The 23,602-nt window shown below is 67.9% G+C and carries 19 protein-coding genes; 6 read left to right on the top strand and 13 right to left on the bottom strand.

The window, feature by feature from the left end; genetic code table 11:
* Window positions 1–166 precede the first annotated feature (166 nt).
* The 4 genes from ACN9M6_RS04350 to ACN9M6_RS04335 all read right to left on the bottom strand — a co-directional run bounded on the left by ACN9M6_RS04350 (window position 167) and on the right by ACN9M6_RS04335 (window position 6,520).
* Window positions 167–2,449, bottom strand: coding sequence for a tetratricopeptide repeat protein (locus ACN9M6_RS04350; protein WP_419161699.1), 2,283 nt, complete (start codon window positions 2,447–2,449; stop codon window positions 167–169).
* Window positions 2,450–2,632: 183 nt separating this feature from the next.
* Window positions 2,633–3,856, bottom strand: a complete 1,224-nt coding sequence (locus ACN9M6_RS04345; RefSeq protein WP_419161698.1) for a CaiB/BaiF CoA transferase family protein — start codon at window positions 3,854–3,856, stop codon at window positions 2,633–2,635.
* Between the two features lie 21 nt (window positions 3,857–3,877).
* Window positions 3,878–4,285 carry a hypothetical protein gene (locus ACN9M6_RS04340; RefSeq protein ID WP_419161697.1) on the bottom strand — a complete coding sequence of 136 codons (408 nt, stop codon included), beginning with the start codon at window positions 4,283–4,285 and terminating at the stop codon, window positions 3,878–3,880.
* 198 nt (window positions 4,286–4,483) lie between these two features.
* Window positions 4,484–6,520: a prolyl oligopeptidase family serine peptidase gene (locus tag ACN9M6_RS04335; protein ID WP_419161696.1), complete on the bottom strand. Its 2,037-nt coding sequence runs from the start codon at window positions 6,518–6,520 to the stop codon at window positions 4,484–4,486.
* Between the two features lie 137 nt (window positions 6,521–6,657).
* Here ACN9M6_RS04335 and ACN9M6_RS04330 point away from each other — a divergent pair, with 137 nt between their 5' ends.
* Together ACN9M6_RS04330 and ACN9M6_RS04325 are read left to right on the top strand one after the other, a co-directional pair.
* Window positions 6,658–8,145, top strand: coding sequence for an N-acyl-D-amino-acid deacylase family protein (locus tag ACN9M6_RS04330; protein WP_419161695.1), 1,488 nt, complete (start codon window positions 6,658–6,660; stop codon window positions 8,143–8,145).
* Window positions 8,039–8,425 (top strand): amidohydrolase family protein, encoded by a 387-nt coding sequence (locus tag ACN9M6_RS04325; protein WP_419161694.1) that lies wholly within the window; start codon window positions 8,039–8,041, stop codon window positions 8,423–8,425. The genes ACN9M6_RS04330 and ACN9M6_RS04325 overlap by 107 nt, the downstream gene beginning before the upstream one ends.
* Here the strand turns inward: ACN9M6_RS04325 and ACN9M6_RS04320 are convergent.
* Together ACN9M6_RS04320 and ACN9M6_RS04315 are read right to left on the bottom strand one after the other, a co-directional pair.
* A complete protein-coding gene (locus ACN9M6_RS04320) occupies window positions 8,422–8,859 on the bottom strand; it encodes a type II toxin-antitoxin system VapC family toxin (RefSeq protein ID WP_419161693.1) in 438 nt (145 codons plus the stop codon). The genes ACN9M6_RS04325 and ACN9M6_RS04320 overlap by 4 nt on opposite strands.
* Window positions 8,840–9,094, bottom strand: coding sequence for a type II toxin-antitoxin system Phd/YefM family antitoxin (locus ACN9M6_RS04315; RefSeq protein WP_419161692.1), 255 nt, complete (start codon window positions 9,092–9,094; stop codon window positions 8,840–8,842). The genes ACN9M6_RS04320 and ACN9M6_RS04315 overlap by 20 nt, the downstream gene beginning before the upstream one ends.
* Before the next feature lie 163 nt (window positions 9,095–9,257).
* On the opposite strand from ACN9M6_RS04315, the gene ACN9M6_RS04310 reads away from it, so the two are divergent.
* Genes ACN9M6_RS04310 through ACN9M6_RS04300 form a run of 3 tightly spaced genes read left to right on the top strand, consistent with a single transcriptional unit; the run spans window position 9,258 to window position 12,769 of the window.
* Complete coding sequence (locus ACN9M6_RS04310; RefSeq protein WP_419161691.1) at window positions 9,258–11,375, top strand: PQQ-dependent dehydrogenase, methanol/ethanol family; 2,118 nt, start codon at window positions 9,258–9,260, stop codon at window positions 11,373–11,375.
* Between the two features lie 39 nt (window positions 11,376–11,414).
* Window positions 11,415–11,861: a RidA family protein gene (locus tag ACN9M6_RS04305; protein ID WP_419161690.1), complete on the top strand. Its 447-nt coding sequence runs from the start codon at window positions 11,415–11,417 to the stop codon at window positions 11,859–11,861.
* Window positions 11,858–12,769: a Kdo hydroxylase family protein gene (locus tag ACN9M6_RS04300; protein ID WP_419162249.1), complete on the top strand. Its 912-nt coding sequence runs from the start codon at window positions 11,858–11,860 to the stop codon at window positions 12,767–12,769. Before ACN9M6_RS04305 ends, ACN9M6_RS04300 begins: the two co-directional genes overlap by 4 nt.
* A 9-nt stretch (window positions 12,770–12,778) precedes the next feature.
* On the opposite strand, the gene ACN9M6_RS04295 is transcribed toward ACN9M6_RS04300, so the two are convergent.
* The 3 genes from ACN9M6_RS04295 to ACN9M6_RS04285 all read right to left on the bottom strand — a co-directional run bounded on the left by ACN9M6_RS04295 (window position 12,779) and on the right by ACN9M6_RS04285 (window position 15,057).
* Window positions 12,779–13,126, bottom strand: coding sequence for a hypothetical protein (locus ACN9M6_RS04295; RefSeq protein ID WP_419161689.1), 348 nt, complete (start codon window positions 13,124–13,126; stop codon window positions 12,779–12,781).
* Between the two features lie 76 nt (window positions 13,127–13,202).
* Window positions 13,203–14,498: a pyridoxal phosphate-dependent decarboxylase family protein gene (locus ACN9M6_RS04290; RefSeq protein WP_419161688.1), complete on the bottom strand. Its 1,296-nt coding sequence runs from the start codon at window positions 14,496–14,498 to the stop codon at window positions 13,203–13,205.
* Between the two features lie 31 nt (window positions 14,499–14,529).
* Complete coding sequence (locus ACN9M6_RS04285; protein ID WP_419161687.1) at window positions 14,530–15,057, bottom strand: hypothetical protein; 528 nt, start codon at window positions 15,055–15,057, stop codon at window positions 14,530–14,532.
* A gap of 207 nt (window positions 15,058–15,264) precedes the next feature.
* Between ACN9M6_RS04285 and ACN9M6_RS04280 the strand changes: the two genes are divergently transcribed.
* Complete coding sequence (locus ACN9M6_RS04280; protein ID WP_419161686.1) at window positions 15,265–16,713, top strand: sodium:solute symporter family transporter; 1,449 nt, start codon at window positions 15,265–15,267, stop codon at window positions 16,711–16,713.
* Here the strand turns inward: ACN9M6_RS04280 and ACN9M6_RS04275 are convergent.
* The 4 genes from ACN9M6_RS04275 to ACN9M6_RS04260 all read right to left on the bottom strand — a co-directional run bounded on the left by ACN9M6_RS04275 (window position 16,703) and on the right by ACN9M6_RS04260 (window position 23,348).
* Window positions 16,703–17,200: a DNA mismatch repair protein MutT gene (locus ACN9M6_RS04275; protein WP_419161685.1), complete on the bottom strand. Its 498-nt coding sequence runs from the start codon at window positions 17,198–17,200 to the stop codon at window positions 16,703–16,705. The genes ACN9M6_RS04280 and ACN9M6_RS04275 overlap by 11 nt on opposite strands.
* A complete protein-coding gene (locus tag ACN9M6_RS04270) occupies window positions 17,197–19,719 on the bottom strand; it encodes a CehA/McbA family metallohydrolase (RefSeq protein WP_419161684.1) in 2,523 nt (840 codons plus the stop codon). The genes ACN9M6_RS04275 and ACN9M6_RS04270 overlap by 4 nt, the downstream gene beginning before the upstream one ends.
* Before the next feature lie 116 nt (window positions 19,720–19,835).
* The gene (locus tag ACN9M6_RS04265) at window positions 19,836–20,249 is read right to left on the bottom strand and encodes a hypothetical protein (RefSeq protein WP_419161683.1); all 414 of its coding nucleotides are present in this window, start codon (window positions 20,247–20,249) and stop codon (window positions 19,836–19,838) included.
* An 81-nt stretch (window positions 20,250–20,330) separates the two neighbouring features.
* A complete protein-coding gene (locus tag ACN9M6_RS04260) occupies window positions 20,331–23,348 on the bottom strand; it encodes an Ig-like domain-containing protein (protein WP_419161682.1) in 3,018 nt (1,005 codons plus the stop codon).
* Window positions 23,349–23,602 lie beyond the last annotated feature (254 nt).

Here is a 23,602-nt window from a genome sequence, read left to right as displayed (position 1 = left end):
GGAGACCGCCGCGTCGGAGAGTTCGAGCACTTCGGTCTGAGCAGCGGGGTTCGAACGAACCGGAGTTCTCCGAGTCCGTCGTAGTCCACGGTGACGCGCTCGGCGAACACGGGTCGGACGACCTCGTCTTGAGCGCGACGCTGCTCGTCAGGGGGGGCCGGACTCCTCACCCCCCCCCCCCCAACTCCGCCAGCTTCGCGCGCGTCTCCCGCGCCGGCTCGAAGTCCTCGTCGGCATTCTCCCACACGGCGAGCGCGCTCATCAGGTGCTCCACTGCCGCTTCAACATCCCCCAGTGCCTCCGTCAGCAACCCCATCTCCACGTGCGCGTGAGGATCGGCTGGAACGAGACGCAACGCTTCCCGCAGCTCGGCCTCCGCTTGGTCGAGAAGGCCCGCCCTGCGCAGCGCACGTCCCGCTCCACGGTAGAATCTCCCCTCCGGCGATAGCGCGATCGCCGCTCTAAAGCTCTCCGCCGCCCCTGCGTAGTCCCCTTGGCGGTCCCGAATCAAACCAAGATCCCCCAGGAGGACGGGCCGGAGTCCCTCCAAGCCCCCAGCCTCCACTACCTCCGATGCCTGCCGCTGCGCCTCCAGAGCGGCGTCAAGGCCCTCCGCCTCCAGAGCGACGTGCACTGCCAGGCGCGGGAGGTAGGTGGACAGCGATGCCGGTAACTGTGCCTGCAATTCCTCCAGGAGGGCGCCCGCCTCGTCGACGCGGCCCGCGTCAAGGTAGACGAAGATGTCCCCGGCGCGCCCGAAAGCCATACCGAGCGGCGTCTGGAGGCCTGATTCCTCCTGCAGCCTTGCTTCGATCGCCTGGATCGCGTCGGCCATCTCCCCCCGGCGGCGGTGATAGTGTGTGAGCCCCGAGAGCGCCTGGACCCTCTGGTGCGGAGTACGGGCCAGCGCCAACGAACGCTCGTACCCGGCGCGGGCTTCGTCCAATCGCCCGATGTCCAGGTCAAGTTCCGCGAGTCCCCGCGCGAGGTCCGGTGCCAGGGGCTCCAGTACGATGGCCCGCTCCATCGCTTCGCGCGCGTCGCGATACCGCCCGCGCCGCCGATGGAAATCGGCCAGCCGCGAGTGCGCGAACGCCTCTCCCGGGAACCGCTCCACATACTCGGTCAGCAAGGACAGAGCGCGGTCATGATTGCCTAGCTGCTCGTGCGTCTGCGCCATCCCCAGGATCGGTCCGCCGTCCAGGGGATCGAGGCGGCGGATCGCGGCGAAGGTCGCCAGTAGATCCTCCCAATCGCCCCTGGATATCTGCAGCTCCGCCTGGCTGCGCAGCGCGTTCAGATCGTTGGGGTACAGTTCGATCCACATCTGCGTCAGGACCGCCGCTCTGTCCATCTCCCCGGTGAGCCTGTAGTAGTCCGCCTTCACCTGGAAGCCGTAGCGCTCAGGCATGCGGTACAGGTTCTCCATGGCTGCCACCAAGGGAGCCGCGGCGACGGTCTCGCCCTCCGCAAGCGTTTGCAGCACCTGGTACAAGGTGTACTGGGCGACGGTGAAACTGGGATCGAGCGTAGTGGCGGTGGTCAGGTATTCGATGGCCCCTTCGGCATCCCGGTGGGCGTAGTGGCGGAAGATACCCTTGAAGAACGCCTCCACAGCGGCGGCGTTCTCGGAGAGCCGTCCCCGCACGGGCAGGTCCTCGATGCCTTCACGGGCCGGAATCTCCAGCGCGGCCTTCACCGGGCCCGACATCTCGTCAACGAGTGCGAGTAGGTCGATCCCTTTGTAGACGGCCTCTCCCGCGAGCGATCCGTCGCCCACTCCATACAGCCTGAGAGTGACGCGGAGGAGGTCGTCCACCCGGTCGATCTCGCCGGTCGCCATGAACTCCGCGTACGACTCCTGTGCCAGTTCGCGCTTGAGCGCCAGGGGCGCTGCCGCGAAGCTGTCGAACCCACGCTCCCGCGCGTACGACCCATACCGGTAGAAGCGGATTGGCGCGAAGAAATCGTCCGGCATGAGGTCAAGCACCAGCGCCTCGGGAACCGCGTAGGAGATCCACGACTCGTCCTCCGCGATCCCGGGTCCAGGATCCAGGGGGAAGAGTGCCATGGTCTTCCTGAACCCGGACTTGGGCACCTCTCGTTCGATGGTCTCGCCGTCCTCCGTCTCCACTGTGAGCGAGGTCGTGACCGAGCCCAGTTCCTCTCCCCCGAAGAGCGCCCACAGCACGACCACGCACAGCACAAGATTGGCGGGAATACCGATCTTCTCCGTCCGGGCCAGCGAGTCTCTGTCCCGCCCCGGCTTTCCGTGAAACCAGGCAAACATGAGAATACTCGGCAGCAGCACGAACAGCGTGACCAGCACCATTCGCGCCCAGTGCGGCGAGAGCAGAAACTCGTCCGCGGCGAAGCTCGTGAACTCGACCAGACCCCATGATGCCCCGGCGTAGATGGCCAGGACGTGAGGAACGCGCCGATGGATCAACTCACGCGCCAGGCTCACCCGTGACGGGTGGGAGGAGGGAGGACTTTGCGGCGTGTCCATGTCCGCAGGTTAGGTCCGCTGAACGACCCATGGCAAGCCTGCGCCTTCGTCCGCCGCACCCGGTCCGCTTCGAGTACCACGGGCTCCAGAGACCGGACAAGAGCCTGATGAAGCGGTTTGGCGCTAGTCCGTACCGATGACTGCCTCCGCCGCTAGACGGGAGACCTCCGCATCGGATAGGTGGAGCACGTCGGTCAGGACCTGTCGGGTGTCCCGGCCCAGAGTCGGGGCGGGGTTCACCGGCACATCCGGAGCGTCGGAGGTGAGGAGCGGGCTGCGGACGAACTGGAGCTCTCCGAGCCCGTCGTAGTCGACCGAAACGCGGACCCCGCGCGCTTCCAGTTGCGGACAGTCGAGCAGGTCGTCGGAGGTCTGTACCGGCCCCGCGGGGACGCCCACCTCGAGGAGCCGTTGCACCGCCTCGTCCCGGGTGAGTTTCGCGAACACGGGCCCGACGACTTCGTCGAGAAACGCGCGGTTCTCGGTGCGGGCCGCGGGGGAATCGCAGCGAGGATCGTCCAGCAGGTCGGGTCGGTCCAGCATGCGGCAGAATCGGCGCCACATGATGTCGTCGGGGATCGTGAGGGCGACGTAGCCATCGCTGACCGGCACCGGGCCGCGCGGGTAGAAGCCCGGCGCATCGCCGCGCGCCGGCCGCGCCCCGGTGTTGGCGGCCAGCGAGATCATGCGCTCGTTCAGCGACAGCACGCCGTCATACATGGCGGAGTCCACGAACTGGCCCCGCCCTGTCACGCTGCGCCGGTAGAGCGCCATCGAGACGCCGTGCGCGGCGGCCATCCCCGCATAGAGGTCCGGCATCCCGTAGATCGAGGGGGACGGCGGCTTGTCGGCAAAGCCGATCATGTGCATGACGCCTCCCATCGCCTCCGCCACCACGTCGAACGAGGGCCAATCGCCGTACGGACCCTCGCGCCCGGGCAGGCGGCCGAACCCCGACACCGCCGCGTAGATGAGGCCCGGGTTCAGCTCCGACAGCGACTCGTAGCCGAGTCCCATGCGATCCACCGACCCCGGCCGCAGGTTTTCCACCACGACATCGGACTCCGCGACCAGGGACCGATAGAGATCGCGCCCTGCCTCACTCTTCAGGTTGAGCGCGAGGGACTTCTTGTTCCGGTTGTAGGCCATGAAGCCGACGCCCATGCGGACGCCGTTCCGCTCGACAAACGGGGGGATGGAGCGGCGCGGGTCTCCAACCCCCGGCCGTTCGATCTTGATGACTTCGGCCCCCGCATCCGCCAGCAGCAGCGTGCAGTAGGGGGCGGACATGTATTGCTCGGGCGCGAGAACGCGGACGCCCGCCAACAGCCGCGCCGAGCGGTTCACGCCGGGGTTTCCACAGGCCGCTTAGGCCGTGTCGGCCTCGGGAAGGGGCAGGCCGAACACCCGGCCCTCGACCCGTGCCACGCGGTCGGTCATCGCCAGCCGCGTCGCGACCTGCTCGTCGCGAACGCCGCCGATTTCGGCCTTCAGTTCGGTGTGAACGGTGGCGATTTCGGCCTTCAGTTCGGTGCGAACGGTGGCGATTTCGGCCTTCAGTTCGGTGCGAACGGTGGCGATTTCGGCCTTCAACTCGGTGCGGACACCGGCGATGTCGGCCTTCAACTCATCGCGGACGCCGGCGATGTCGGCCTTCAACTCGTCGCGCGTACGGGTGATTTCGCCCTCGAGCTTGCGGATCTGCGGTAGAAGAATGAGGGACATCCCCCCCACCGCACCCACGATAGTCGCCAACGCGCTGATGATCGTGATCACGTCCGATCCCATGATGATGTCGAAGCTCCCGCCGAAGGTTCGAGTGCGGCCCGGGGCCCGAAGCCCCGATGGCCGGACATACACTCCAACTTCCGTGCGGAACTCAACCTAGTATCATCCGCACCTCGACCCAAGGAGCGACCGCCGACGGCCTTCGGTGGCGCGTCGGGAGCCGGCATCTGACGACGCAGCATCGGCTCAGCTCGTCGTGGGCATCGTCCGGTACTTGTCGAACCACGCCACGATGTTCGCGATCTTCGCCATGAGCTGGCTCGGGCGGCGGCTCATGTCGTGCGAGGCGCCCGGAAGCCGGATCACCGCAGTGTCGATCCCCCGCAGCTTGAGCGCGTGGAACATCTGGTACGACTCCGACAGCGGCGTCCGCAGATCCTCCTCGCCCGTGATGATGAGCGTGGGCGTGTTCACGTTCCCCACCAGCGACAGGGGCGAGAACTCCCAGTACGCCTCCGGGTTCTCCCACGGCAGCCCTTCATATCGACTGAAGTAGTAGCCGTACCAGTTGTCCGCGGTCAGTGTCTTGCTGATCCAGTTGACGACGGGTTTCTGCGACACCGCGGCCCGGAAGCGGTCCGTCTTGCCGACGATCCAGGCGGTCATGATCCCGCCCGCGCTGCCCCCCGTCACGAACAGGTTGTCCTCGTCGATGTAGCCGCGCTCGATCACGGCGTCGACACCCGAGATGAGATCGTCATAGTCCTGGCCGGGATAGTTGTGATAGAGGAGATCCGCGAACTCCTCCCCGTAGCTCGTGCTCCCCCGCGGGTTTGCATAGAGGACGACGTAGCCGGCCGCGGCGAGAAGCTGCATCTCGGCCGAGAAGCGATCGCCATAGTTGGAGACGGGTCCCCCGTGGATCTCGAGGATGAGGGGATAGCGCCGGCCGGGATCGAAGTCGGGGGGCTTGACGATCCACCCCTGGACGGGACGGTCGTCGAAGGAGGACTCCCACCGGATCTCCTCGACCTCGCCCAACTGCCGGTTGGCGAGCAGGTCCTCGTTGAGCGAGGTGATGCGGCGCACACCGCGACCTCTCGCGCCCACAGCGACATCGCCCGGGAATTCGGGACGCGTCTGGTTGAGGGCGAAGCTCCCGTCTCCCGCCACGCTGAACGACCCGCCGCCGTAGGGCCGCCCGTAGGACGTGCCTCCCAGATCCTCCGCCAGTACCTCGATCTCACCGTCGAGCGTGACGAAGGCGACCTTCGAGTTCCCCTCGTCATCATACTGGAAGTAGAGGCCGCTTCCATCCGAGGCCCACAGCGGGTTGGAGACGCTTCGGTCCAGTCCGCCCGTGAGGACGCGTGCCCCGCTTCCGTCCAGGTTCATGACCTGCAGCTGGCTGACCTGGTAGGTGCGCGTGCGGTCTTCGTAGCCCACGAAGGCGATCTGCGTGCCATCGGGAGACACGGCGGGAGTGTGGTCGGGCCCGGGGCGATCGGTGAGCTCGCGAACCTGCCCGTCCGCGATCGACACGACATAGAGCTCGGAGTTGCGATAGTCGTGTACCCAGTCTTCGTTCCGGTTCGACGAGAAGACGAGGCTCTCGCCATCCGGTGTCCAGGCGGCCGCGCTCTGGTGCTGGAAGTCGCCCGAGGTGACCTGGATCGGCGTCCCGCCCTCGACGGGGATGATGAAGAGGTGATCGAAGCCGAAGTCCAGGTAGCCGACCCCGTCCTGACGGTTCTTGAAGCGATCCTCCATGATGGGGGGATCGGCCCACTCGGCCCCGGCGGGCGGCTTCGGAGGTGGGGCGAGGCTGGGCGGCGCGTAGGGGGACAGCTTGTTGAACGCCAGGTAGCGCCCGTCCGGCGACCAGCGGAGCCCGCGGGGCGACTCGAGCAGCTGAGTGAGCGTGGCCTGCTCGCCGGTGTCCATCCACCGGACGTGGATCTGGCCTTCCGCCGTGTAGGCGATCCGCGTCCCGTCCGGCGACCAGCGCGGGGACCCGCCCACGTCGAGTCGGCGGTGGTCCGAGCCATCGGCGTTCACGATCCACAGCTCCGACCGCTTCCCGTCGCGCATGATGTCCATCGAGGTGCGGACGTAGACGACCTGACTGCCGTCGGGCGAGATCCTGGGGTCGGCGGCGTATTCGAGTTCGAACACGTCCATCGGCTGGAAGTGGTCCTGTGCGACCGCCGGCTCGGCGACGGCGGCGCCGGACATGACGAACAGCACCAGAGCGATCGCCTTCATTCGATTCTTGTCACGCATCTTCGGCTCCAGGGTTCGGATCTCCCGGCCTCGAACCGGGGACATGCCCGGAAACATCCCCCGGATTCGACCGGCCGGCAACCACCGCGTTACTGTTCGCGTCCGTCGCAGCTTCCCGTGACCCAAGAGTGAATGACATGATTCCGTTTCCGGCACCGTACCGGGCCCTTCGCGTGTGGGCGATCGTCTTCCTCGCCGGCCTCGGCTCGACCGCCCCGACGGCGCGGCTCTCCGCGCAGGAATACGACCTCATCATCCGCGGCGGACGCCTGATCGACGGGACCGGGAACCCGTGGTTCGCGGCGGACATTGGCATCGTCGGAGACCGGATCGTGCGGATCGGGAATCTCGGAGAGGCGACCGCCGGGCGGGTCGTGGACGCGACGGGCATGTACGTCACGCCGGGCTTCATCGACCTCCACTCGCACGCCGACCGGGCGATGACCTCAGAGCACCTCGAGGCCCGGCGCGCGAAGAGCCTGAACAGCCAGGGGCTCACGACGGTCCTCGGCGGCGCGGACGGGCGCACCACGGCCTGGCCGCTGGACGACGAGATCGCGTCTCTCCGGGAACTGGGCCACGCCATGAACTTCGTCCCCATGGTGGGCCACAGCACGGTGCGCCGGGAGGTGATGGGCGACGACTACGAGCGGCCCGCCACGCCCGAGGAGATCGCCCGTATGAGCGCGCTCGTCGGCGAGGGCATGGAGGCGGGAGCCTGGGGACTGGGGGCCGGGGTCGAGTACCGGCCGGCACGCTTCAGCGAGCCGGAAGAGGTGATTGCCCTCGCCGGAGCTGTCGCGCCGTATGACGGCTTCTACATCGCCCACCAGCGGAGCGAGGCCGCCATGCCGTTGTGGCAGCTCCCGAGCAACGTCGACAACTGGCCCGTGGACGGGCTTCAGGGGCTGGAGGAGACGGTGAACATCGCCCGGGAGGCCGGCATCCGGGTCGTGGCGAGCCACCACAAGGCCCGGGGCCGGTCGAGCTTCGGGCGCTCGGGGCAGGACACGCTGGTCGTGAACCGGGCCCGGGAGGAGGGGCTCGAGGTCTATCTGGACGTCTATCCCTACGAGACCTTCGGCGGAGGCCCCCGTCCCATGATTCCCCGCTGGAGTCTGGTGCACGACACCCTGGATACGAGCGGAGGGAGGGACAGCCCCGTCTATAGCGCACCGGGGATTCTCGACGACGCGCGCTCGCATCTGGAGCGCCGCTGGGCCGACCCCGAGTTGCGGGCCCTCATCGCGAGGGACATCGCGTGGATCGTCGACCACAACGGAGGCCCGGACCGCGTGGTCGTCGTAGGCTATCCGGACTCGACCTACGTCGGCCGGACGCTGGACGAACTGGCCCGCGAGATGGAACGTCACCTACCAGGGGGTCGTCGTCCACATGGCGCTCAACGGATACCCCGACGTGCTGGGCGGCGCCTGGACCCGCGGGTACGGGATCCACGACGCGGACATCGTCAACTACTACCAGCAGGACTACACGGCTACGGCGTCCGACGCCGCCGTGAGCGGGGTCGAGGGCGTGCCCGAATTCGCCTCGCGGCCGGGCGCCCACCCCCGCCATTTCGGCGCGTTCACGCGCAAGATCTCCCGCTATGTGAAAGACCTTAAGGCGATTTCCCTGCCCTTCGCGGTCCGCTCCATGACCGGGCTGCCGGCGCGGATCGTGGGTCTGGAGGACCGGGGATTCCTGCGCGAGGGGTACAAGGCGGATCTGGTGATCTTCGATCTGGCGCGTCTGCAAGACCGGGCCACCGTGCTGGAACCGGATCGCTTCAGCGAGGGGGTCGACTACGTGATGGTCAACGGGGTCTTCACCGTGGACGGCGGGGAGTTCACGGACGAGCTACCCGGCGAGGTCATCCTCCGGCCGGGGCGCTCCGGCCGCTAACGGTCCGAGCCGGGCAGCGTCTCGAACCCGGCCTGCGAGAAATGGCGATCCGTCGTAAGCGCTCTCCGGATGCACAGTTCCTTCATCACGACGAAGCTCGTGCAATCCGTGAATGAGAAGTCCTGGTCATTCCATTCGAAGAACCACCTCCGCGCCTTCTCGGCACGCAGCGGGTCGATCCATTCCCACCTGAGACGCGAGCTGGCGTCGATCTGTGCCCACCACTCGGCGGCGGCGCGCAACCCCAACCGCGCGCGGATCAACGTCAGGGTCTCGTCGACGACGTAGTCGGTGGAAACGAGGAAACCCCCGCGCCTCAGGCAGGCGTCGCGCTCGCGCCGACTGGTCGCGTGCTTCGGATCCGCGGCGTCGGCCATGGCCATCCAGCCCGCCGTGTCGACGAACAGCGCCGTCTCACCCGTCGGTTGCGCCATAGAGAATCCGGTCGTGGTCCTGGGCGGCAAGCCCGTCTGTCGAGCTTCCGATGGCCGCGGCTCCGTAGAGCGAATCTTCCTCACCGGAGCCCGAATCGAATCGGCCGTCCACGGGGACGATCCGGAATGCGGGCCGGCTACGGTAGAGGACCGTGAAGTCCTCCCCCTTCCTCACGCGCTCGATGATCCGTCCCATCTCGTGCCTGAGCGTCTTCACGTTGATCGTGCTCGACATCGTGGCTTCTCCGGTCTGCGCCCACAAAGATAAACTCAAGATAATCTTTGGGCAGATCTCAAGCCAACGGAAGCCCGGGATCATTCCGCCCCGTGTCGCGGTCGCGGGTTTTCCAGCTATTGTTCGAGCTTCATTTCGGCAACCGCCAGATTCGGGAGAACCCATGCGCACGCGACTCCACGCCCTGCTGCTTCTCGTTCCCGCCGCTGCCTGCACGTCCGACATGGCGCCCGCGCCGGATCGCGTCGAGAGCGCACGCGATGTGACCGACGCGGTGCTCGAGGCCGCGGGACCTGACGCCAACTGGCTTACGTACGGCGGCAACTACGCCGAGGACCGTTTCAGTACGCTGGACGACGTCACGCGCGACAACGTCGACCAGCTCGGCCTGGCCTGGACGTACGACATCGAGCTCCGCGGCGGGGTCGAGGCCACGCCCCTCGTCGTGGGCGGCGTCATGTACATCAGCTCGCCCTGGAGTGTGGTCCACGCCATCGACACGCGCACGGGAGAGCGTCTGTGGCGCCACGACCCCGGAGTCCCGCGTATCCGCGGCCGCCTCGCCTGCTGCGACGTGGTCAACCGCGGGGTGGCGCTCTACGAGGGCAAGGTGATCGTGGGCACGATCGACGGCCGCCTCATCGCACTCGATGCGGAGACGGGGGACGTGGTCTGGGAGGCGCTCACGATCGACCCGAACGAGGCCTATACGATCACCGGCGCGGTGCGCGTGGTGCAGGGGCTCGCGATCATCGGCAACGGCGGGGCCGAGTACGGGGTGCGCGGCTATGTCTCGGCTTACGATGCGGACGACGGCGAACTCGTCTGGCGCACGTACACGGTGCCCGGGAACCCGGCGGACGGGTTCGAGTCGGAGGCCATGGCGATGGCGGCCGAGACGTGGAGCGGTGAGTGGTGGATCGCGGGCGGGGGCGGAACCGCGTGGGACTCGATCATCTACGACCCGGACCTCGACCTCCTCTTCATCGGAACCGGAAACGGTTCTCCATGGTCCCGCAACCTCCGGAGCCCCGGGGGCGGCGACAATCTCTTCCTCGCCTCGATCCTCGCGCTCCGCCCGCAGACCGGCGAATACGTGTGGCATTTCCAGACGACGCCCGGCGATCACTGGGACTACACGGCCGTCCAGCCGATGACGCTCGCGGATCTGGAGTTCGACGGGCGGATGAGGCGCGTGATCATGCAGGCGCCCAAGAACGGGTTCTTCTACGTCCTCGACGCGGAGACCGGCGAGTTCCTCTCGGGCCAGGAGTACATCGTTCAGAACTGGGCCGAGGGACTCAACCTCGAGACAGGCCGGCCGACGGATCGGCCGGAAGCCGTACATGCCGAGGTGTGGACCCTCATCACGCCGGCCGCGCTTGGGGGCCACAACTGGCAACCGCAGTCCTTCAACCCGGAGACGGGGCTCATGTACCTCCCGATCCAGGAGGGGTGGGTGGAGCGCAGCGAGCCGCCGGACTGGGTGTATACCGACCTCGAGATCGAAGACCACAGCTTCGGGCCAAGGGTGAACAACGTGGGGCACCAGAGCCGCTACGGTGCCCGGGACGACGCGGGCTTCCTCGTCGCGTGGGATCCGAAGGCTCAGGAGGCCCGCTGGACGGTGCCGCTCCTCGGCTACTGGAACGGCGGCACCATGACCACGACGACCGCGCTCGTATTCCAGGGCGGCGGGGACGGCCGCTTCGTCGCCTACGACGCCGAGACCGGGGACCAGTTGTGGGAGGTCTCGACCAACCTCGGCATCCTTGGCGGTCCGGTGACCTATCTCGTGGACGGACAGCAGCATGTGAGTGTGGCGGCCGGCTGGGGCGGCTCACGGGGCCGCAGCGGCGCCCCGTACGGCGAAGCCGCGAACTACGAGCAGCAGGGGCGGATCTTCACCTTCGTGCTCGGCGGCACCGAGCCCATGCCGATGCCGCAGCGGAAGCGGCCGGTCAACGTACCGACGCTCGACCTGCCCGCGGACGCGGCGTCGCTCGAGCGCGGCGGCGAGGTCTACGTGCAATATTGCCGGCACTGTCACGGAGCGGAGGGCGGTTCGGAGGGTTCGATGCCTAACCTGCAGCGGGCGACGGACATCGTACACCGGAACTTCGAGGACATCGTCCTCGGCGGGAGCCGGGAGCCTCAGGGGATGCCGTCGTACGAAGGGCTCCTCGACTCCGAGCAGGTAAGGCTGATCCAGGCCTACATCGTGTCTCAGGCGAGGGAGACACGCGCGGCCGACGAAGAGGCGTCGGGCGGCGGAGAGTGAACTTCAGATTCCACCATCGAGAACGAGAGGAACAATCCAATGAAGCGCTTCATCCTGGTCTCACTGCTTGCCGCCGGAGGGTTCGTCGCCATGGCTCCTGATCTTTCGGCCCAGCGCAGCTACATCAACCCGCGGCACGCGAGCGAAGAAGGCGTCCTCCCCTTCAGCGGCGCCGTGTGGGCGGGGGACCTGCTGTTCGTGTCGGGGTCGCTCGGCCTCGTGGACGGCCGTCCGCCCAACGATGCCGAGGAGGAGGCCCGGCTCGTGATGGAGTCCATCAAGAACACGGTGGAGGAGGCCGGCCTGACGATGGACGACCTCGTCTCGGTTCAGGTATTCTGCTCCGACGTCGACCTCTACGACGTGTTCAACAAGGTGTACCGGACGTACTTCACGGAGAACTTCCCGGCGCGCGCCTTTCTCGGCTCCGGCCCCCTTCTGTTCGGGGCGCGGTTCGAGGTGATGGCGATCGGCTCCCGCAACTGAGCCGAGCCTCGAATCTGGTCAGCGAGGCGGGCCCCGGAGAGGGGGAGCGGCCCGATCTCGCCGAGGCGCTGGAACGAGGGGAGATCGTGTTCTTTCCCGTCTGTCCGGTGGAGCTGCCGGCCGAACATGACCTCGAGCGGCTGCGGGAGGAGCTGCCGCGCCAACTGAGAGCGAAGAACGTCAGCTACCACCCGGAGAGCGGCCGCCTGCGCGGCGTGAAGGGGCGCGGAGGGCTGCGGGACGCGGTTCTGGGCACGCTCACGGCGCACGGCGCCCGCGTCCGCGCTTTCCTGAGAGAAACCATGCCTTCGCTCACGCGCGGGGGGACCGTGGGGACGACGAGTTTCCGCCCGATCCAGGAACGAGGCCGGGGCCTGTCCTCGCACGCGAGCAATGAACTGATCCATTTCGATGCCGGTGCCTACGGCGCGACGGACGGCGACCGGATCCTCCGTTTCTTCGTCAACGTGAATCCGCACGAGGACCGTGTGTGGAGTACGAAGGGGACGTTCCCGGAAGTGTTCGCACGGCATGGCGCCGAGGCGGGCCTGGCCGGCGGGGGGTCGCTGGACCGGGGGGCCGTGGACCGACTCCGGGGACATCTGTTGCGAGGGATCGCGAAACTGGGGCTGGCGGAGGCGGTACTGGCGGACTCCAGTCCGTACGATCGCCTCATGCGGCGCTTCCACAACTACATGAAGGACACGCCGTCCTTTCAGGAACGGGACGAGAGCTACCGGGAGATCCGCTTCCCGCCCTTCTCGGCCTGGATGGTGCTCACCGACATGGTGAGCCATGCGAGCGTGTCCGGGCAGCACGCCCTCGTCGACACGTACATCCTCCGCCTGGCCGCCTGCCGGCGCCCGGAACTCGCCCCCATCAACATCCTGCGCGGGCCGCCCGGCTGAGAGTCCGGTTCAGACGGTCTTCGGGTCCTTCCTGCGGCGCGTGAACCCCTCGAACAGGCCCTCCTGGTGGGTGAGGCGCTCCCGGAGTTCACCCATCTCCCGCGCCATTTGTTCGCGCAGCCCACCGATCTCCCGAGCCACGTGGGCCCGTAGTTCGCCGATCTCCCGAGCCACCTGCTCGCGCAGTTCGCCCATGTCGCGTGTCATGCGCTCGCGGAATTCGCCAAATTCGCCACGGAGGTTGCTTACGTCTGCCGTCAGCACCGCCAAATCCTTCCGCATCGCCCGCTGCCCCGGCAGCACGGCAGCGGCCAGGACGATACCCACTCCGATGATCGTCCACATCTCAGGCGTCATCTCGTCTCCTCTTCGAGCGCACTCAACCTAACCCCTCGTTGAGTTAGTTGTCGGGCGTCAACGACGCCTCAACGATTCAGTACGTCCCGTCGAGGAAGGTTCCCTGGAGGCGGTCGCGCCGGGCGATGGCCACGCACTCCGCGAGGTCGGAGAGATACTCGTCGAGCACCGGCGTGTGCACGGACGTGATCGGCTGGTGGATGGCCGGCGGCTCGCGGTGCTGCCCCATCATCCAGCCGCGCTGGTTCATGAGCTTCGCGACCGCGAAGATGTTGAACGGCTCGCCCGGCTCGACGTCGTACCGGAAGAGGTTCGTGTCGCCCTCCGGCTCGAACACGTACAGGCCATCGATCGCCCTCACTCCGTCGATCGCCGCGTGCGTCGTCTCCATGATCCCCCGCACGACCCCGCGGTACCCCTCCCGGCCCAGATGCTGAAGCATGGTCCACGCGCACGCAACGGCGCCCCCCGGACGAGATCCCTGGGCCGTGGCAGAAGCGTAGGAACCGCCGACGAGGTCTCGGACGACGTACCTCGCGTACTCGAGGTCGCTGCCATCCGCGAACAGGACGAGCGAGGCGCTCTTCTGCGCAAAGCCGAACTTGTGGAGGTCGGCCGACAGGCTGGAGACCCCCGGCACCGAGAGGTCGAAATCCGGGACCGGATAGCCGAGTTCCCGCGCAAACGGCGAGATGAAGCCGCCGTAGCAGGCATCCGAGTGTAGACGGACCCCCGTCTCGAGGGCCAGTTCTCCCAGTTCCCGCATCGGGTCCATGAGGCCGTAGTAGATCGTGGGGGCGCCCGCGTATATGAACATGGACGCCTCATCCATGGCGTCGCGGATCGCGTCCACATCCGCCCGATAGTCCGCCCGGCAGTCCACATACTTCATGTCGAGGTCGAGGATCTGCGCAGCCTTGTCCACCGAGGGATGGCGACTGTAGGCGGCGACGATATTGAGGCGCCCCAGGCCGGGGCGCGCTTCCCGCTTCATATCGCGCGCGACTTTCACGGCCTGGAAGATGCTCTCCGTGCCGCCGGAGGTGAACTGTCCTCCCGCGTCCTCCGGCGCGTTGAAGAGTTCGAGGCCCATCTGGATGACCTCGTCCTCCATCGTCCCGACGCTGGGGAATGAACCCTGGCCCGAGAGCGCGTTCTCGACCGAGTAGATCGCGTGCGACGCGTCCTGGACACGCTTCACGGCCTCGTCCACGTAGTAGACGAGGTACGGGACGCGGCCGTTCTTCCAGTCGTAGTCCGCGCCCTTTCGGCGGAGTAACTCGCCCCTCAGCGTCTCCCAGTCGATCCCCTGCTCGGGGAGCTGCTTCCGTGTCCGGACTTCGCGACTCAGGGTACTCGTTGCCTGTGCCACGTCGACTGCCCCCTTGATTTGTGTCGGTGGACTATCTCGAGGCCCAGCGGCGCTGCTCCTCGTATCGGGCTCCAATCAGCACCGGGAGTGCGACCAGGCCTGCGTATAACAAGATCATCGCGGTCCCCCCAAACAACAACGCCGGGAGGGCCACGATTCCGGCCCACCCCAACCCGCCGGGCGTGGACGCATTGCCGAACGAGATCGGCACACCCATCTGCACCAAGCCGGGAACGACGAGCAGCGCGATCAGGATCCAGGCGGCCGCGCGACTCCCCGCGAGGCGGGAGGAGATGAAGCCGCCGGCGAAATGAAGTGCCAGACCCAGCAAAAGGATCGGTATTGCCAGCCACCAACCCACTCCACCCAACCGGAGAGACGAAAAGGACAAGAAGATCGAGGCGATCGCCCCGACGAGAAACGAGGAAACGAGGATGACGAGGTAGCCGGCCACGGCTCCGACGATGGTTCTGATCCAGGCCGGTCGATCTTCAAGAATGGGACGCACGGCTGCCTCCTTTGGTGCGCCGGTCTTGACTTCAGGCGTGCCGGGCGCCATGCGGCGCGCCTGGAGTGCTCCTCGGAATGATACTTGTAGCGTGACATCGGCCGAGCAACGTGCGTCGGCTTGGGGGCTGCCCCGCGGCGAAGATCGCGGGCGCCGCGCGACCCCTCGCTCTGTACCCTTGTCAGGCGATCCGGTTTCCGGTCAGATACCGGGTTCGCGCAAGTCCTGGATCCCGGAATCAAAGGCCCCAACAAGCGCATGACCTGGCTGCAGACGCACTGGATCGCGGTCGCTCTCCTCGTCGTGTATGGCGCCCTCCTCGTGCGGCACGCGATCGAGGGCCGGCGCGGGACGAAGGGGCGGACGGACTACTATGTGGGCGGTCGGTCGATGGGAGGCGTGGTGCTCGGCCTCTCCTTCTTCGCGACCTACTCGAGCACGAACAGCTTCATCGGCTTCTCCGGGCAGGCGTACACGTACGGGGCGGCGTGGCTGCTCGTCGCGCCCGCCGTCGTCATCTTCTCGCTCTCCGCGTGGGTCTGGGTCGCGCCGCGTCTGCGCGCGTTCACGGGGACGGTGGACTCGGTGACGCTTGCGGACTACGTGGGCTTTCGCTTCGAGAGCCGGGCAGCCCGCCTCCTGGCGGCGGTCATCGTGATCTTCGCCAGTTTCCTCTACATGATCGCCGTGTTCAAGGGGATCGGGAACCTGCTCGAGATTTTCCTCGACATCCCCTACGCGGCCGCGATCGGGTTCGTGTTCCTCGTCGTCGTCTTCTATACGGCGGTGGGAGGGTTCATCTCGGTCGTGAAGACGGACGCCGTGCAGGGGGTCGTGATGTCGATCGCGGCGGTGCTCCTGTTCTGGGGGACGCTGCGCAGCGCCGGTGGCCTGGGAGCCCTCGACGCGATCCGCGCGGCACCGGCCACCGAGGGGCTCTTCCGCTGGGACGCGGCGATGCCCTTCCCCGTCCTCATCGGGATCATCGTGGCGGGAACGCTGAAGTTCATCGTCGATCCGCGACAGCTCTCCCGCTTCTACGCGCTCGCGGACCCGACCGCGGTCCGGCGCGGATTGATCGTCTCGACGATCGCCTTTCTGGGCGTGTACACGCTCCTGCTCCCGATCGGGCTGTACGCGCATGCGGTGATCGGGAGCGGGCTGGCCGAATCGGATCTGGTCGTGCCGACGCTGCTCGGTGACGCGGGGATCCTGCCGGCGCTTCCGGCGGCGTTCATCCTCGTGGCCATGCTGGCGGCCGCCATGTCGTCGCTGGACAGCGTGCTCCTCGTCATGGCCTCGACCTGGGAGCGGGACGTGATCTCCTTCGTGCGCCATGTGGAGGAGGGGCGCGCGGTGGCCCAGACGCGATTCTGGGTCGCCCTGTTTGCGATCATCACCGCGTGGCTCGCGCTCAACCCGCCCGGGAGTATCGTGACCCTGACCGCGTTCTCCGGCGGCCTCTACGCCGCGTGCTTCTTTCCGGCGGTGGTGCTCGGGCTGCTGTGGCGGCGCGGCACGGGGGCGGGGGCGATCGCCTCGCTCCTCACCGGGTTCATCGTGCTCCTGTGCTGGGACTGGGTCCCGTTCTCCGAGGCCGTGCACGAGGTGTTCCCCGCGATGGCGCTCTCACTGGCCGCCTATGTGGGCTTCGGACTCGCGGCCCCCCCCCTCGAGGCGGCGAAGGGGCTCGACATCAAGCTCTAGGGTTCGGCTCCGCGGCCGTGTCCAGGGCGAGACGGCAGCAAAGGGACCCGCGTTCCGCGCCGTCCCGGAGCGCGGTTGAGGCCTGCCAACGCCAAGCCGAGTACTGCGTTACGCCGGGGACCGGTTGCGGCACCCGGGGGTCGCCCGACACGATCCGGGCGGTGTGCAGCCGCATCGAGAGCCGGTAGCCGTCGCGGTCGACGCACCCATCGCTCAGGGGGCCGAGGTCGGCGGTCTCCACGCCCAGCTTCTCGCGCCCGATGCGCCGGACCAAGGCGTCGTCGGTCTCCCCTTCGGCGTGGGATCCGGCCGGGAGACCCCACACGCCGGGCAGGTCGAGATCGTCATCGGGGCGCCGGACGGTGAGCCAGCGCGGTCCCCCGCCCGTGGCTTCCGGCGCCCCGGGCCGCCTGGGCCGCTCGATGATCAAGGCGATCGCGCGGCGGGTCGGCGCGCTCCGGGGGTCGGCCCGGTCGTCCGGCGTCATCGCGCGGCCAGCGCCTCCAGCCGCTCGTGCGCGGCTTCGAAGCGGCCGAGCAGGTTGGGGATGTCCGCGTCTCCGTAGCCCGCGACCAGCCGCTCGCGCGCCGCGCCGAGGATGCCGAGGAGGTCCGCGGCCGCCGCTGCCCTGGCCGAGGGATCGGAACTGCCGACGCTCCCGATCCACACCGGGGCCGTGTGGGCGAAGGGATAGTTGGCCATCATCGGCCACCGCGCCTCACCGCCGACGGCGCGCGCGGCGACCCAGCCCCCCTCCGGCAGCGTCAGGTTGCCGTCGTAGCGACGCGTGCCGGGCGCGCCGAGTCCGCCCTCTGTCCACACCACTTCTCCATTGACCAGGACCTCGACCCGATCGACTTCGGTCGCCGTGGAGACGGCGAGAGACCATGAGGCCTCGCCGGCGGGGACGACCTCCCCGGGACCGGCGCCGTCCAGACGGAAGTCGAGGAATGGCCCGTTCGTGACGAACGTCCGGCCGTTCCGCAGCGCATCGATGTAGGCGGGCCAGTTCCGGGCCCCGCTGGTCTGCGCGTACACGCGCGCCGTACCCACGGCCATCGTCCGGTAGAAATCGGTCATCACGTCGGTGCCCGCCGACGGGGCGACCGGGATCCCGGCGTTGAGCAGCAGGTGCCAGATCTGGGACGTCAGTATCTCGTCACTCCACAGGCAGACGATCTCGAGCGCGTCGAGGTCGCCCAGGACCGCGTCCGCGACGAGTTCGACCGGGACGCTCCCGTGAAGCTCGGCGACCGGCAGTTCGGCCCACGGCGTCGCGCGCTCGGCGCCCCGCGAGCTGACCGGATGCACGTAGTACGCCAACCCTCCCTGCGCGCGCGCGTGCCCAAGGGCGTCCGCGTTCCGCCGGTCGTCCGACCCGTAGACCTGGTAGCCGGGCCCCCAAACCCACGGCCAGAACAGGTCGTCGATCCCGATGAGCCCGAGGTGGCCGAGGAAGTGGGACCGGACCTCCTGCCCGAACCGGACGAACGGGGGGCCGCCGGGCTCGCCCCAGGCCCAGAGGTCCTGATCCTCGAACCGGTTGTGCAGGTTCGCCAGGAGCGGGGTGGCGAAGTCGAGCGCCTCGCCCCGCATCATGGGCATCAGGTCGGCCGGGGAGAGGTCGTACAGGCCCCCGTAGTTGAGATGGAAGTGGTGCTCGCCCGAACTCCAGCCTCCGGCGCGCGCGTCCCACACGGAGGGCAGCACGACCTCCACCTCGGCGATCCCGGCCTCGGCCCCCGCCTGAACGGTCGCGGACGCTTCCGGCGTCGCGAGGCCCTGGACTGCCGAGACCGTGACCTCGCCGGCCGGAACGGTGACTTCGATCACGCCTGGCGAATAGAAGAAGACGCGCCCGCTCTGGCCGTCGAAGCGCACTGCGGACGCGTCGGGGACCGCGGGATGGCCGGACCCGTCCACGACCTCGAGCCGGGCCGCGACCGGGGGACCGCCTGCCTCCCGCATCGTCCGTATCCGGATGGTGGCCGTCGGCGCGCCCCAGTCCCAGCCGACCACGTCGACCTCGTCCACCGGTCCGCCCGCGGCGCGGACGCGCTTGAGTCGCAGCCGTTCCCGATCGTCAGCCTCCGAGAAGTACACCCACTCGCCGGACGGATCCCAGGCAGGGGTCAGCGGCAGCCCGCCCGACGCGAGGAGGATCGAGGGCCCGGGGTCGTCCACGTTCAGAAGGCGGAGGTCCCAGCCCTCCTGGGTGGGCCAGTTGACGGCGACGGTGGACCCGTCGGGACTCAGGGCGGGCCGGGTCATGGAAGCGATGTTGCCCTCGATGAGTGTGCGCGACTCCGGGGAATCGCCCGAGCGCACGACCACGCGGTCGCGTCCGCCGCCCTTTGCGAGGTACACGAGAGAGCTCTCGCCGGGCTGGGGTTTGAGTTCTATCCCGGGCGCGTCGGTGACCGGCCGCCTCACGCCGCTCGCGATGTCTACGGCCCATAGATCCAGCGTCCCGGCCTCGGCCTCGGCGGACGAGTAGAAGAGCTTCGTGCCATCGGCGGAGAACGCGGGGTCGAGTTCGATCCCCGGACTGTCGACCCGGCCCAGTTCCGCCCCGGTCGCCGCGGCGACCCACACGATTTCCGTGTCGTGGGTGTCATCGCGAACGAACGCGATGACCTGCCCGTCGGGCGACCATGCCGGGCGTGCATCGATCTCGCCACCCAAGGTCAGACGGCGAGCGACCCCGCTCGACAGATCCATGACCCAGATCCAGCCTCTCGACGCGAATGCCACCTCCCCACCGCCCGGCGACGGGGCGGGATCGATCGGTCCGCTGGTGAGCATCGGAAGCTCGTAGCCCTCGAGGTACACGTGGTGGTTGTACCCGGCGACCTTGGGGTATCGATGGGTCCACTGTCCGGCCGCGGAAGCCGGGGCGAAGCCCAGGCCGAGAGCAGCCAGGCCCCAGACAGCGAGACCCGGGAGCGAGAGGCCCCGGACGGAGGGGTGGGCGAAGGAAGGGATGACGGCCGGACGCGGTCGCATGGCGATTACCTGTCGAGTTGAGATACCGGAATAGTTGGGCGGGGCACGAGATTCAAGGCCTCACCAGGTCCAGTTCGAAGTGGCGGGCGATCATATCGTAGTCGACGTGTCTGCGATCACCAGCGATCCCCCGGATCGCCGGACCGCAGTTCATCGAGGTCGCCGCCCCATCCGGTGCCCTGCATGGCGAGCGCTTCCTCCCTGGTCATCGGCACCACCGCGATCCGCCGAAGCGCGAATTCGGCGGCGGCGGACCGATCCGCAAAACCGTATCGCTCGCGAATCGTGTCCAGCAGGCGCGCAGTCACGGTCAACTCGACACGCACCCTCCCGGACAGGGACGGCTCTGCTTCCCCGTACATGGGGCGAGTCTCCGGGACGACCGTGGCGCGACCCTGGAGTTCAAGGGCCCGGGCTTGCCGCAACTCGCGCCGGACCCAGACGGAAACCGTCTCCCGGTTGCGCCGCGCGGCATCCCGAATCTCGTCGTACTCGGCACCGGAAACTACGACCTGCAAACTCTTACTCATGTCATGAGTATGATTTACTGATCTCGACCGGGGCAAACCGTCAACTCGGGGGGCCCGTCCGGCTCGGCACCTTCCGACGGGTCAGCGCCGCCAGGCCGCCGCGTCTGGAAGCCCGCTGCTGATCATCACATCGAGGCCCGGCTCGGGGGCGAGCGCGTCGAGATCGCTGCTCGCCAGCGTGCCCGCCGGCAGGTCACGGAGAATCGCTCGCACCTGGCCGGTCCGCGGATCGCGCAGGATCGCCTGCGGCGGCTCGCTCCCCTCGCTCATCTCGACGGTGCCGCCCGGCCCCGTGAGCAGAAGGCTCGCCAGCTCCATGTCCCATCCCGGCTCCACGGGCAGCGCAAAGACGAAGCCCGTACGCCCGTCTCCGTCGCCGACCTCCGGCATGCTGAACCCGAGCGAGAACAGTTCGCCTCCGTCCGCCCGCCGACCCGCCAGCTGGTAAGGTCCATCGGAATCAGGCAGGACTGGTGGTGCGTCCGTAACGAAGGCCGGTTCCAGCACCGGTACGCCGTCCTCGCCGACTCGGCCCGACACGAGGAGCGTGCGGGCTGCCGCGGCGGGAACTCGGGACGGCGCGCCCTCGTCCACGAGCCGGTAGCGCATCGAGTTCGTGAAGTAGTAGTCGCTGATCCATTCGGGCGGACAATAGCTCATCAGATCCGCCCAGTCGGGAGGCACGAGCGACCCCCCGTCGCGGGGATCGTAGCCCCAGGCCCCGATCGCCGCGTTTGGCCAGGGGAACGTGGGATCCGGGTTCGCAGGGGCGCCGCAATCCGCATGGCGCAGGTTCAGGTTATGACCCAGTTCGTGCGCGATCGTGGACTCGGTCAGATTCGACACGGCCACCTTCTGACCGATGTGGGCGACGCCCGCGGCACCCTCGGGCTCGTTCAGGAGACCCATGAAGTGTCCGGTCCCCCCCTCCACCGTCCGAATCCTGCCTGTCTCGTACAGGACATTGAAGGCGCTGTTGGAGCCGATGGTCACGCTGGCGTGCCTGTTGATTTCGAAGGCGCCGACCGGCAGCAGGTTGTTCGTCTGCCAGAGTATGTCGTGGCCCCGGTGGATTTCGTTGACGAGCGTCACCGCCGCCGGATCGTTGTCCCCGGTCCAGATGAACGGGATCAGGGTGAGATTCAACGTGGGCATGACCCTCACATCCACCGCCGTCCTTCCGCTCGCCGGGATTCGCTTCATCACGCCGAGCCCCGGATCGAGGGTTCCTGCGGGGTCGATCTCGACGACCATCTCCAGCCCGGGCTGAATCACTTCTCCGGGGACTTCGACGTTCGCCGAGAGGTCGAGTTCGCCCTCTTCCACTTCCATAGGGATCGGCGACGATCCGGCGGGGATGTCCACCACTCGCGCCTCCATTCCGTCCACGAAGAACGTGGCGCGAACCGGCGGCATCGTCTCGGCGGTCTCCTGCTCGGACGTGACGAAGACGCGAAGGAGCGCCTGCTCACCTGCGACAAGCGGGACGGGGTAGTCGCGCGATTGTACGGCCTGAGTCAGATAGGCGTCCGACTCTCCCTCCGCCCGGCACGGCCGGATACGGCGCTTCAGGATCGCTTCGACCCAGGCCCGAAAGGCGGGTTGGTCGGGCACGCACAGCGCCGTGCCGCCCGCGAGCAGTTCCTCGAGACCCACCGAAGTCAGGCTCTCCGGGAGCGGACCCGACAGCTCTTCGTTGCTCTGAAGGTGCAATTGCTCCAGCGCCCCCAAATCGCCGAACGCGGGTGGCACTGAGCCGGAAAACATGTTGTCCCCCAGCCACAGCGCTTGCAGGCGATCGAGCTGGCCCAGTTCTGCGGGCAGGGGACCCGAGAGGTTATTTCCGCCCAGGTCGAGCCATTGCAGGCTCCCCAACTCTCCCAGTTCCGGAGGCACCGGTCCCTCCAGCCGGTTGCCGGATAGCCTCAGTCGCCCAAGGTCGGAGAATGTTCCGAATTCCAGCGGGATTGAGCCCGTGAGCAAGTTGTCGTTCAGGTACAGCTGTCGAAGGTAGACGAGGTTGCCCAACTCCGACGGGACTGGGCCGCTCAGCTGGTTGTCGTTCAGAGACAATTGGACCAGTCGCGTGGCATTCCCCAGTTCCAGCGGCAGTTGGCCCCGCAGGTCGTTCCCCGCGAGATGCAACGTCCCCAGTTCGCTGAGGCCGCCCAGTTCCGGCGGTATGGGGCCCGTAAGGCGGTTGCCGTCCAGGCGCAGGAGTCTGAGGCGCGGGAATCTGCCTATTTTTGAAGGAATCCATCCTGACAGGCGGTTGTTGTTCAGATTGATTTCCGTGACCCTCCCGGTCTCATCGACCCGGATGCCGTACCAACTCGAGAGCGGCGCCTCGGTCAGCCAGTTCACGGAGTTCCGCCAGTTTGGTCCGTCCATGGCTTCGTAGAGCGTCTCGAGGTCCGCCCGTTCCTCGTTGCACTCCAGGAGCGCGCCATCGCGAGACGGGATGGCACCCAGCCATTCCCGGAAGGCTCCGTCGCTCGGCGTACAAAGCGTCGTGTCGCCGTAGTGGAGTGCTTCGAGGCCGAGCCCGGCGAGGGAGATCGGCAGGGGGCCCGTGAGCGCGTTTCCGTCCACTCTCAGGTCGGTCAGGAAGGCCAGTTGTCCCAGGCTCTGCGGAAGCTGGCCCCTTAGCCCGTTGTCGCTCAGGCGCAGCGCGAGTACCCGCCCTTTGGAGTTCGCTTCGACGCCGTACCAGCTCCCGATCGGCGCTTCCGTCGTCCAATCCTCCCTGCGAGTCCAGTCCGCCCCGGACGCCGCGTCGTAGAGGTCCAGGAGCGTCGCCCGATCCTGGCTCTGCACGGCGAGGGGAACGCTCGCGGTGGCGGCCCCGGAGGTGGCGGTCACGCTCGCCTGTCCCTCCTTCAGTCCCGTTACGAGTCCCGAACCATCGACCGTCGCGACCGCGGGATCACTGCTCTCCCACGCCACCGGGGCGCTGGAGATGATCCGTGCCCGCTGGTCGAGGACGCGCGCCGTCAACTGGACCGTTTCGCCCGCCACGACGACGGCCGGATCCGGTTCGAGCGTGACCGTCGTCGGCCGCGGCGCTTCCGCCGGGGGAGGCGGGGGAGGCGGCGTCACGCCCTCGCCGCATGAGAGGAGCGCCGGGAAAACGCCGAGGGCTGCGGCACGAAGTGGCACACCGCCGCGTGTGGTCCGGCGCACCCGGTCGATAGTCGTGTTAACTCGCCTTGCGATGGATCCGCCTCCCGGGCAGGCGCGTCGTCAACGGGCCATCAATCGCAACGTACTACGGCGCGCCGGGCCGCGCGCTCCGTCCCGCAGGACGGGCGCGCGGCCAGCTGCAGGCCGGTTCGACGAGGACGCTCCAGAGG

Origin of the sequence: Candidatus Palauibacter sp., assembly GCF_965197445.1 — a bacterium.
GTDB lineage: Bacteria > Gemmatimonadota > Gemmatimonadetes > Palauibacterales > Palauibacteraceae > Palauibacter.
Note: the sequence above shows the minus strand (reverse complement) of the source record. Positions and strands in the feature narration are given on the sequence as shown.